Genomic DNA, 10,224 nt, shown 5'->3' on the forward strand with positions numbered 1-10,224 from the left:
GCGAAATAGCAGCAAGCCCCTAAGAAATATTTACGAGGCGATGGGTATTGCTTGGCCGGCAGCGGGATTGACCAGCTCATAATACAATTTCAGGACATCGCGTGCCATGACGCTCGAGGAAAAAACGGCCTGTACCGCTTCAGGCGAGGGCATCGTCTTGGCATGCCAGCCGGGCGTGCTCAGCGTTTCCGCCATGACACGGGCAAGATCGTCGGAATTGCCGGGCTCCACAAGTGCTGCGCTGTCCTTGCCGAGCACCTCGGGGATGCCGCCGACGCGGCTGGCGATGATCGTCTTGCCGGCGCCGAGCCCTTCGAGGACGATATAGGGCATGGCTTCGGCGCGCGAGGGAACAACGAGATTCTGCGCCATGGCGAAGGCTTCATGGATGCGCATCGCCGGCAGCATGCCGATGCGTTTGCCGAGGCCGCGCTCGACCATCATCTCGCGGTAGCGATCGCGGTCGGGCCCGTCGCCGATCATCAGCGCTGAAAGTGGCCGGCCGAGCAGCCGTTCGGTCTTGGCGAAGGCATCGATAAACAGATCGGGACCCTTGAGGTCCCGGAGCATTCCGACATAGATGAAATGGACGGCATCCGACCGGGTATAGATCGGCTCGAATTCCCGCTCGCCGATGCCGTTATAGATCAGTCTCGTCTTTGTCCGCGGCCGGCCGACCTTGCGCGTATAGGTATCGCGCTCGTATTCGCAGATGAAGACCAGCGCATCGGTGAAGTATTCCTGCAGGCGCTCCATCCGGAGGACGAATTGTCCACCGAGCGAAGAGCGCGAATAATGCAGGCTTCCGCCATGCGCGGTATAGAGGCGGGCTACGCGATACCTGTTCACCCGCAACGCTGAGCCGGCAAGTCGCGCGAGCACGCCGCCTTTGGCGCCGTGTCCGTGCAGCACATCCGGCCGCAAACTTTTGATTTTCTTGTATGTATCCCACATCGTCGCAATATCGGACGGGCTGATCGAGCGCCGGATCGGAACGCGTGTCAGGCCGAGCGAGAGAAAGGGACGAATATCGTCGAACAGACGATCCTCATGCTCGCCGCCGGTCGAGCTGTCGCAGAGGATGCCGATTTCATGACCGGCCTTGCTGTGCTCCTCGACGAGATCGCGGACATGGCGGAAGATCCCGCCGACCGGCGACCTGAAGCAATGGAGGATGCGGAGCGGCGGCTGTTCTTCCATTGCTCAGAAGAGCCGTTCGCGAACGTAGATCGTATCGCCTGCGATGATCGGCCCCGATATGTTGACGCGGCCGGTCAGCACCTGTCCGTTGATCTTGCGGGTGACGTCGACCATGCTCTGGTTGGCGCGGCTGGTGAAGCCGCCGGCAACTGCGATGGCGTTCTGTACCGTCATGCCGGGAACATAGGCATACTGGCCGGGCTGGCCGACTTCGCCCATGAGGAAGATCGAGCGGTAGCGATCGACATCGATGGTGACATCGGGATCGCGAAGATAGCCTTGCTGCAATTTCTGGGCGATCTGCCCGGAAAGCTGCTGCAGGGTTCGGCCGCGGGCAGGGACCTGGCCGATGAGGGGGAAGGCGATATAGCCGGCCTGATCCACCGTATAGGTGTTGGTCAGGCTCTGCTGGTCGAAGACTGTAATGCGCAGCCGATCGCCGCTGTCGAGCGTATAGGGCTGGATCGTCGCCTCGTTGAAGGCCTTAGGGGCTGGCTTGTACGTCGTACAGCCGCCCAATGCTGCCGTCATGGCTGCAAGGCTCAGGGCCAACAGGATCTTGGGCGGGGCGAATGACATCCGCTTTGTGCTCACAGAAAATGAACTCGGTGAAGTCGTTATCGATCCGTTAGGGTTAATGCCCGGTAAAGGACTGACGTAATTTCCCGCGTTCCTCCTGAGATCATCAGTCATTTTCTGGCGAGATTGCCATTAACCGTTGAGTTACCATGGTCGTTTACGCTTGCGGCACCTTTGTTGTGGAGTAAGAGCATGTCCGGCGTAGCTCGTGATCAGGATGTGGACATCGACCTTGGCCAGTTGGTCCGCGCGGTCTGGGCCCGCCGTCTCAGGATTTTGACGATTACCCTCGTGGGGGCGGGCATCGCCTTTGCCGGCGCCAAGATCATGTCGCCGCAATATCGCAGCGAAACACGCCTCCTCATCGAACCCCGCGCGCCGGCTTTCGCCAATACACAGCAGATCAACGATGCCAGCGCCGGCCCGCTGATGGACGAATTGAACATCGCGAGCCAGGTACAGCTCCTCCAGTCGGCCGACCTCCTCAAGAAGGTCATCAACGACCTGAAGCTCTATAACCTGCCGGAATTCGACGATGCCGCCAACGGCTCGGCCATGAGCAGCATTCTGGTGAAGCTGCACCTGAAGAAGAACCCGCTGGAAAACCCGCCCGAAGAGCGCATCATCGACGCGTTCATCGAGCGTCTGCAGGTCTATCAGGTACCGGGTTCGCGCGTCATCGGCATCAATTTCACCTCGAAGGATCCGAAGCTCGCCGCCGCCATTCCGAATGCCATGGCGAATGTCTATCTTTCGACCCAGAGCGGCGCCAAGCTCGATTCAAACTCCGAGGCGACGCGCTGGCTGGAGCCGGAGATCGAAGGCCTGCGCCAGAAGGTCAGCGAGGCCGAAAAGAAGGTCGCCAAATACCGCACGACCCACGGGCTGTTGCAGACGAACGGCACGACCACCTTTCCGGCCCAGCAGCTGAACGATATTTCCGCCGAGCTGACCCGCGTGCGGGGCGACAAGGCCAATGCCGAGGCGAGAGCGCAGTCGGTCCGCAATGCGCTGTCTTCGGGCGAGGCATTCGATACGCTGCCAGATATCATGTCCTCGCAGGCGATCCAGCGGCTAAAGGGAACAGAATCCGGCCTGCAGTCGCAGATCTCGGACCTGCAGACCAGCCTTCTCAACAATCACCCGCGGCTGAAAAGCCTGCGCGCCCAGCTCTCCGACATCCGCACCCAGATCCGCCAGGAGACGCAGAAGATCCTGGCGAGCATCGAGAATGAAGCCAAGGTCGCAGATCTGAGGGCGAAGGAGCTAGAACGCCAGTCGGACACGGTGCAGGCCACCAGCGCTCGCGCCGGTGAGGACGAGGTGGGCCTCAATGCGCTGGAACGCGAGGCGACCGCTCAGCGCCAGCTGCTTGAAACCTATCTGGTTCGCTACCGTGAGGCCGCTTCCCGCGCCGACAGCAATTCGAGCCCCGCCGACGCTCGCATCGTTTCGAGGGCGATCGAGCCGGTCGATCCCTATTTCCCGAAGGTCGTGCCCATCGTCATCGTCGCGGCCGTCGCGACGCTGATCATCAGCGCTATCGTCATCATGCTGGCCGAGCTCTTCAGCGGCCGGGCGCTGCGCCCCGTCGATGTTTCCCCAAAGCTGACCGAGGAGAGCAAGGCCATCGAGGAAGAACATGTGCCGGAGGCGGCTCCGGTCGTCGCCAAGGCTGTCAGAAAACCCGTCCAGCCGAGCATGCTCGCGATTGTCGCGGAAGAGGATGACGCCGTCGAGGCAGTCAAGGCTGCCGAGGAGGCGCCGGAGGACGACAATGAATTCTCGGTTGCTTCCGTTGCGGATTATCTCACAAGCAGTCGTGCGCCGCTGGCTATTGCCATATCTCCGACCGGTGACAATGGTTCGGCGGCAACGGTTTCGCTGACCCGCATGCTCGCCGATGCCGGCCGCCGCGTGATCCTGATCGACATGACCGGTTCCGGATGCCCGACCGAACTGATGGCCGAGGACCGGTCCGCCCTGGGAGTCACCGATCTGCTTTGCGGCGAGGCTGCCTTCGGCGACACAATCCACAGCGACCGCCTTTCCGATGCCCATTTGATCCCGCAGGGCCAGAGCGACGTGCGCCGTGCCATGCGCGGTGTCGACAGGCTGTCGCTTCTGCTCGATGCGCTCGCCGCCGCCTATGACTTGGTGGTGGTCGAATGCGGTGCGGCTGATGTCGCCGGCGTCTCGCGGCTGACGCGCAGCCGGGACATCGAGATCATCCTCTCCCTGCCGGAGGTGGAGGAGACAATCTTCGTGACGCTGATGACGGAATTCCAGGCGGCAGGCTACGAGCGCGTCGTGCTGATGTCGGGCGGCGAGGGGGCCGAACAGGCGCTCGGCCGCGCCGCCTAAAATCAAATTCAACGCGAAGCGCCTGGCAATCAGCCGATCCGGGCGCGGATGCCTTGGGCGAATCTATAGAGTTTCGGGCGCGATTTGATATGCGCCTTGCCGCGGGTGACGATCCGATGCGCGGCGCCACCGACGATGCCGAACGGCGAAACCGGCAGCACGACGTCGTAATGCGCGGTCTCGACCGGCGCCCAGGAACGCTTGTAGGTCTGGTCGCCGAGGCCGAAATCGAACAGCGCGACACCCTTGCCATGCAGTCCCGAGATGGTTTGCCAATAAAGGAATTCGCCGGGGCTCGTATCCGGAACGAGTTCTTCATCGATCGCGCCGAACTGGCAGATGATGTGGTCGCCCTTGCGCGAAATCCCTGAAATCGCCGCGATGCGGCCCTGATTTTCGCCCTTGAGCCGAAGCACATGCATCTGCAGCCCGAAATATCGGTTGGCGTCATCGCGTTTGTCGAGGAGGCCGTGCAGGAAGGCTCGGGTTTCCTTGTCGGCGAAGACGTCGGGCAGGCCGAGGTTGGCGAAGCGAACGCTCTTCAGGCGGAAGAACGTATCGAGCAGGTGGTGCTGTTCTTCCGATGACTTGGGAATGACGTATTCGACACCGCCGGCTGCCTCCAGACGCTTCGATTGAACGCGGAATTTCTTGCGCCGGCCCTTGGCGTTAAGCTGTTTCAGCGTTTCCTCGAAAGTGGAGTGGAACGGCAGCTGGTAGGCGTGATTTTGGTTTTGCACCATTGGGAGCCCCGTGAGTGGGGTCTGCCGCTCGCGCCATTGCAACGGGATGTTCTGCAGCAACAGGAGATCGGCCTGGCCCTTCAGTGCGTGCTGGAGCTGGCCGGCGAACTTGTCGGCATCGATGCTGCCGCCGCTCTCTGCAAAACTCTCGGAAAACAGGCCGGTATTGATATTGCTGTGATCGGCGGCGATGAACTTCGCGACGGAAAGCCCACGGGACTTGACGATCTCGACCGGCAGAATGAAAGCGGTCTGACCGTCATAGGTGCCCTTGAGTATCGCAAGCGGACGCTGAAAGGCGCTCACCCAGGCGGCGCACCAGTCGTAGCTTTGATGCAAGGATTGAAGATTGTCGCGCTCCAGCGCCCGCCAGTCGTCCTCCAGCGGCTGCATGCTGTCGAAAACGCTGATGTCAATTTCGGCCATGGCGAGTTTCATGCTCAGCTGGCGCAGGCGGGAAATGGCCGTGTCGGCCAGCGCCACGCCGTCTGACGGCTGTTCATGAACATCTAGCTTTTGCGTCTGCAAGGGTGTTCTCCGGTCAAGAATACTGAGCGGAAAGTAGGGATGCAGGACGTATATTTGGTTTAACTGCACGCGACGGGCGAGGTTTTCCGCCGATCACGGTTATTCGGCCGTTAATGGCCTCACTGCTGCCGCGGTCCGGCCATCCATTTGATGATCACCATCGCCGGCAAGACCCAGAGCAGGCCGGTGAGCAGGAAATAAAGCAGATGTCCCCACCAGGGCGCGTTGCCGAGCGTTGCCACCGCGATCGTGTTCGCCACCAGCGCATAGACGAGCACGAGCACGATGATGAGAATCGTGCCGATGAATTTGCGGAGGCGGACGGGCATCGGTTATCTCTTGCAATGGAGGGGTCGAACTGGCGCGACGGCATGCCGCAAAGGTTCGGGGCTTGTTTTGCATGAGCCGGTGGGGCAAATCAACTGCCGGATTAGAAGGAGACATCATGGCCGTCGCGAACCTCACCACGGAACAGGCGATCCTGAGCGAAGTGCGCAAGCAGAACCGCGACCGACGCGCTGTTCGCATCTGGCTTGGCTTCGTGCTTTTGGCGCTCTTCTGTCTCGTGCTCGTCGGCGGTGCCACGCGGCTGACCAATTCCGGCCTGTCGATCACCGAATGGAAGCCGATCCACGGCGTCATCCCGCCGCTGTCAGCCGCCGAATGGGACGAGGAATTCCGGCTCTACCAACGCATTCCCGAATTTCAGCAATTGAACAGCTCCATGACGGTCGACGAGTTCAAGGGCATCTTCTGGTGGGAATGGGCGCACCGGCTGATTGCGCGCGGCATCGGCGTGATCTTCGCGCTGCCGCTTATCTATTTCTGGCTGACGGGGCGAATCGAGAAGCGCCTGCGCTGGCCGCTCGTCGGCATCCTGGCGCTCGGCGGGCTGCAAGGTTTCATCGGCTGGTGGATGGTCTCCTCGGGCCTTGCCGTCCGCACCGATGTCAGCCAGTACAGGCTGGCGACCCATCTCGTCATGGCCTGCCTGATCTTTGCCAGCTGCATGTGGATTATGCGCGGTCTCTCCAGGCATTCGGACGATCCGGCACCGGCGCGAAGCTCGCGCGGCTTTGCCGCAGTAATCGCCATCTTTGCGCTGTTCCAGATCTATCTCGGCGCGCTGGTGGCAGGGCTCGATGCCGGCTTTTCCTACAATACCTGGCCGCTGATGGATGGCGCCATTATCCCTTCGGACCTGCTGATCCAGCAGCCCTTCTGGATCAATGCCTTCGAGAACCCGAAGACGGTGCAGTTCATCCACCGCATCGGCGCCTATACGCTCTTTGCATTGACGCTGATCAACATGGTGATCGCCCTTCGCGCAGCGCCTTGGACCACCCATGCACGCCGCGCCGCCCTGCTCTTTTCGCTGGTGACGTTGCAGGCGGCAATCGGTGTCGCCACGCTGCTGATGCAGGTGCCGCTTCACTGGGGCCTGCTGCACCAGGCCGGCGCACTTGTTGTTTTCGGTTTCGCCGTCGCCAACTGGCGCGGGTACTACGGCGAATATCCGCACGAGACAGTGATCGCCGAGCGCGATTGAAGCGAGCAGGCTTAGCGCAGCACGCCGTCGAGCAGCGGCATGCCGATGATAGCGGCGGCAGCGATCAGGACGTAGCAGGCGATGCGGAAGGTCCGCTCTTCGGCGAGACCGAACAGTTTCGAGCCGCCATAGAGCCCGACCGCATAACTCGGCAGGATGACGACGGTGAGCGCGAAGACGGCAGGCACGAACAGTCCGCCGAAATAATAGCTGATGGCGCTGACGACGCTCGAAATCGAGAAATAGAGCACGACATTCGCCCTGACGCGGGTGAAGTCGCTTTTGCCGCCGAGCCAATAGGCGACAACCGGCGGCCCGCCGAGCTGCGCGGCGCCACTGAAAAGCCCGGCGATCAGCCCGACGCCGCTGGTAAGCGGTGCGGTCGGCTCCCCATGGTAGCGCCATCCCGATACCAGCAGCGCAAGCAGGCTGATGGCGATGAGCGTAATGCTCCAGCGTAGGACCAGCGGATCGAGCAGGGCCAGTATCGCCGTGCCGGCCGGGATGCCGAGAGTAGCGCCTGCCGCTATGACGAAGACTTCTTGCCGGTTAGCGCCGCGCCAGGCCGGCGGAATCATCCCGAATGACGCAATGCCGTCGATGACAAGCAGGATCGGCGAGATCATTTTCGGGCCGACGATCGCACCGCCGAGCGGAACGAAGATCAACGCAGCGCCAAACCCCGAAAAGCCGCGCGCGAGCCCGGCGATGAAGGCAAAGGCCATCAGCGCGTAGATGCCGTGGTCGGGCAGGGCGGCGGTAAACCATGCGTGCGCGCCATCGACGAGCGCATCGAGCGTCATGACATCAGGCTCCGTGATTCGGGGAACGGCAGGCTGGGAAGGTCCACTTTCATAGCTTAACCGTCGCCGATGATCGAGCCGAAAGCGATGTGCGGCCGCCGAGGCAGGCGACCGCGAGAAGAATCATGATGATGAGATCGACGAGAAGCTCGAACGCGCATCACGTCGATGCCGCCGCTCAGGCCTTACGAGGCGAGCATCAGGTCCATGTTCTGGACGGCGGCGCCGGAGGCCCCTTTGCCGAGGTTGTCGAGCAGCGCCACGAGGTTCACCTGCGAACCGCCCGATGTGCCGAAGACGAAGAGCTTCATTGTGTCCTTGCCTTCGAGTTCGACAGCGTTGACGCGGGGCAGCGCCTTGCTTTCCGCGAGCGGCACGACATGAACGATGTCTTGGCCGGCATAATGGGCGACGAGCGCGGCATGGATGCTCTCCATCGTCGTGCCCTCGGCGAGATCGCCGAGATGCAGCGGTACCTGCACGATCATCCCTTGCGCGAACTTGCCGACCGACGGCGAGAAGATCGGCGCACGATCGAGCAGGCCGTGCACGGTCATCTCGGGCACGTGTTTATGGGTGAGCGGCAGGCCGTAGAGGAAATGCGGCGCGGTGATCGCCTCCGGATGATCCGGATTTTCCATCTGCGCGATCATCTGTTTGCCGCCGCCGGTATAACCGGAGACCGCGTTGACCGTCACGGGATATCCGTCCGGCAGAATGCCGGCGGCCCGCAGCGGCCGGAGGAGGCCGATCGCTCCCGTGGGGTAGCAGCCGGGATTGGCGACGAAGCGGGCAGCCTTGATCCTGTCGGCCTGTGCGCTGTCCATTTCGGCAAAGCCATAGGCCCAGCCGGGATTGACGCGGAAGGCGGTCGAGGTGTCGATGACGCGCACATTGTTGTTGGCCGAAACCATCTGGACCGCTTCCTTGGAGGCGTCGTCGGGCAGGCAGAGAATGGCAACGTCGGCGCTGTTCAGCATGTCCTCGCGCAGGGCGGCGTTGCGCCGCTCAGCCTCGGGAATGGACAAAAGCTCCACATCGCGGCGGCCTGCCATGCGCGTGCGGATCTGCAGACCCGTCGTGCCGTGTTCGCCGTCGATGAAGATTTTCGGTGCCATGTTAAACCTGCGCTTTCAATGGGTTATGAATGTTTCCGGATTCAGTTTGAGCGATGATAAGTCAGCCTTGTGACACGGCGATGGCGCGTCGCTCCGCATGAAGCCCCAGCATATACATCGCCACTGTTGCCCCCGCAATGGCGGTGATATCGGCATGGTCGTAAGGCGGCGACACCTCGACGACATCGGCGCCGCGTATATCGAGCTGGTGCAGGCGCTGCAGCACCGAGAGGATCTTGGCGCTCGACGGCCCGCCGGCCACCGGTGTGCCGGTGCCCGGCGCAAAGGCCGGATCGAGGCAATCGATATCGAAGGTGAGATAGGCAGGCGCGCCGCGCGTATGAGAGATGATCGCCGAGGCGATGTCGCCGGCACTCATATCCTCGAGCTGGTGACCGTAAAGGATATTGACGCCGCAATCCTCGGGCGCATGGGTGCGGACGCCGATCTGGATCGAGCGGTCGGGATCGATGATGCCCTCGCGGGCGGCCCGCGCCACGAAGGAGCCATGGTCGATGCGCCGCTCCTCGTCGAACCATGTGTCCTGGTGCGCGTCGAACTGCACGAGCGCCAGCGGTCCATGTTTTGCCACATGGGCTTTCAGCAGCGGCCAGGTGACGTAGTGGTCGCCGCCGAGCGTCAGCAGGAAGGCGCCGCTGTCGAGGATGACGTTCGCCTGGCGCTCGATGGCGGCAGGCGTATCCTGATGGTTGCCGTAATCGAGCAGGCAATCGCCGTAGTCGATCACGGCCATGTCGGCGAAGAGATCGCGGTGGAAGGGATACTGCGCATCATTGTCGAAGATCGCCGAGGCGCGCCGGATCGCCTGCGGCCCGAAGCGCGTGCCCGGCCTGTTCGATGTCGCGGCATCGAAGGGAATACCCCAGACGGCGACGTCGACGCCAGCGAGTTCCTTGGTGAAGCGGCGGCGCATGAAGGACAGCGCCCCGGCAAAGGTCGGGTCGCTGGCGGCGGAGGTGAGGCTGGTCGCCGTGAAGGCGTGATCGATGGTCTTGTTCGCCAAGGGGGGCTCCTTTTTCGGTCGTGAAAGGTCAAGGCGTCGACAACGGGTAGGCGACCGGACGACGAATTACAAGCGATCGGAGATGGAGCGGCCGCCAAAAGCACTTGCAGGCGCGTCGTGCGAATGCCGCAGGCGCAGGAGAAACAAGGCGAACCGGCACAAAGCAAAAAGGCCGGGTCTCCCCGGCCTTCAGACTGCTGACAAACCCGTCGATTTTTTCGGCGGGTTTTGCTTTTTTGGCGATAGGATTCTTTGCCGGTCGTGTTGGCAGAGGGCGAAGAAGGAGGTTTCGGCTTACGCCGTGGCCGGTTTTGGT

At 62.1% G+C, this 10,224-nt stretch carries 10 protein-coding genes; 2 read left to right on the forward strand and 8 right to left on the reverse strand.

Features of this window, described 5'->3' with window-relative positions; all coding sequences use genetic code 11:
- Nucleotides 1-30 precede the first annotated feature (30 nt).
- Together EFD55_RS20850 and EFD55_RS20855 are read right to left on the reverse strand one after the other, a co-directional pair.
- Nucleotides 31-1,200 carry a glycosyltransferase family 4 protein gene (locus EFD55_RS20850; protein WP_125846930.1) on the reverse strand — a complete coding sequence of 390 codons (1,170 nt, stop codon included), beginning with the start codon at nt 1,198-1,200 and terminating at the stop codon, nt 31-33.
- A 3-nt stretch (nt 1,201-1,203) separates the two neighbouring features.
- Nucleotides 1,204-1,779 carry a polysaccharide biosynthesis/export family protein gene (locus EFD55_RS20855; protein WP_125846931.1) on the reverse strand — a complete coding sequence of 192 codons (576 nt, stop codon included), beginning with the start codon at nt 1,777-1,779 and terminating at the stop codon, nt 1,204-1,206.
- 192 nt (nt 1,780-1,971) lie between these two features.
- Here EFD55_RS20855 and EFD55_RS20860 point away from each other — a divergent pair, with 192 nt between their 5' ends.
- Complete coding sequence (locus tag EFD55_RS20860; RefSeq protein WP_125846932.1) at nt 1,972-4,143, forward strand: GumC family protein; 2,172 nt, start codon at nt 1,972-1,974, stop codon at nt 4,141-4,143.
- A gap of 29 nt (nt 4,144-4,172) precedes the next feature.
- Here EFD55_RS20860 and EFD55_RS20865 read toward each other — a convergent pair whose 3' ends face one another.
- Together EFD55_RS20865 and EFD55_RS20870 are read right to left on the reverse strand one after the other, a co-directional pair.
- The gene (locus tag EFD55_RS20865) at nt 4,173-5,414 is read right to left on the reverse strand and encodes a GNAT family N-acetyltransferase (protein WP_125846933.1); all 1,242 of its coding nucleotides are present in this window, start codon (nt 5,412-5,414) and stop codon (nt 4,173-4,175) included.
- 119 nt (nt 5,415-5,533) lie between these two features.
- The gene (locus tag EFD55_RS20870) at nt 5,534-5,743 is read right to left on the reverse strand and encodes a DUF2842 domain-containing protein (protein ID WP_003573983.1); all 210 of its coding nucleotides are present in this window, start codon (nt 5,741-5,743) and stop codon (nt 5,534-5,536) included.
- A gap of 116 nt (nt 5,744-5,859) precedes the next feature.
- Between EFD55_RS20870 and EFD55_RS20875 the strand changes: the two genes are divergently transcribed.
- The gene (locus EFD55_RS20875; RefSeq protein ID WP_125846934.1) at nt 5,860-6,963 is read left to right on the forward strand and encodes a COX15/CtaA family protein; all 1,104 of its coding nucleotides are present in this window, start codon (nt 5,860-5,862) and stop codon (nt 6,961-6,963) included.
- Nucleotides 6,964-6,974: 11 nt separating this feature from the next.
- On the opposite strand, the gene EFD55_RS20880 is transcribed toward EFD55_RS20875, so the two are convergent.
- The 4 genes from EFD55_RS20880 to EFD55_RS33485 all read right to left on the reverse strand — a co-directional run.
- Entirely contained in the window at nt 6,975-7,766 is a 792-nt protein-coding gene (locus EFD55_RS20880) for a sulfite exporter TauE/SafE family protein (RefSeq protein WP_125846935.1), read from the reverse strand.
- Nucleotides 7,767-7,951: 185 nt separating this feature from the next.
- Complete coding sequence (gene argC, locus EFD55_RS20885) at nt 7,952-8,884, reverse strand: N-acetyl-gamma-glutamyl-phosphate reductase (protein ID WP_125846936.1); 933 nt, start codon at nt 8,882-8,884, stop codon at nt 7,952-7,954.
- A 61-nt stretch (nt 8,885-8,945) separates the two neighbouring features.
- The gene (gene speB / locus EFD55_RS20890) at nt 8,946-9,908 is read right to left on the reverse strand and encodes an agmatinase (protein ID WP_125846937.1); all 963 of its coding nucleotides are present in this window, start codon (nt 9,906-9,908) and stop codon (nt 8,946-8,948) included.
- 28 nt (nt 9,909-9,936) lie between these two features.
- Nucleotides 9,937-10,224: hypothetical protein (locus EFD55_RS33485; protein WP_208653549.1), on the reverse strand; the 288-nt coding region annotated here is incomplete at its 5' end.

This window comes from Rhizobium pisi (assembly GCF_003938655.1).
In the GTDB taxonomy this organism is placed as follows: domain Bacteria; phylum Pseudomonadota; class Alphaproteobacteria; order Rhizobiales; family Rhizobiaceae; genus Rhizobium; species Rhizobium pisi.

What these genes read in the sequence shown, in the direction of transcription:
- EFD55_RS20870 (WP_003573983.1), bottom strand. Translation starts at nt 5,743, where the DNA reads ATGCCCGTCCGCCTCCGCAAATTCATCGGCACGATTCTCATCATCGTG.
- argC (WP_125846936.1), bottom strand. Translation starts at nt 8,884, where the DNA reads ATGGCACCGAAAATCTTCATCGACGGCGAACACGGCACGACGGGTCTG.
- EFD55_RS20850 (WP_125846930.1), bottom strand. Translation starts at nt 1,200, where the DNA reads ATGGAAGAACAGCCGCCGCTCCGCATCCTCCATTGCTTCAGGTCGCCG.
- EFD55_RS20880 (WP_125846935.1), bottom strand. Translation starts at nt 7,766, where the DNA reads ATGACGCTCGATGCGCTCGTCGATGGCGCGCACGCATGGTTTACCGCC.
- EFD55_RS20875 (WP_125846934.1), top strand. Translation starts at nt 5,860, where the DNA reads ATGGCCGTCGCGAACCTCACCACGGAACAGGCGATCCTGAGCGAAGTG.
- EFD55_RS20855 (WP_125846931.1), bottom strand. Translation starts at nt 1,779, where the DNA reads ATGTCATTCGCCCCGCCCAAGATCCTGTTGGCCCTGAGCCTTGCAGCC.
- EFD55_RS20860 (WP_125846932.1), top strand. Translation starts at nt 1,972, where the DNA reads ATGTCCGGCGTAGCTCGTGATCAGGATGTGGACATCGACCTTGGCCAG.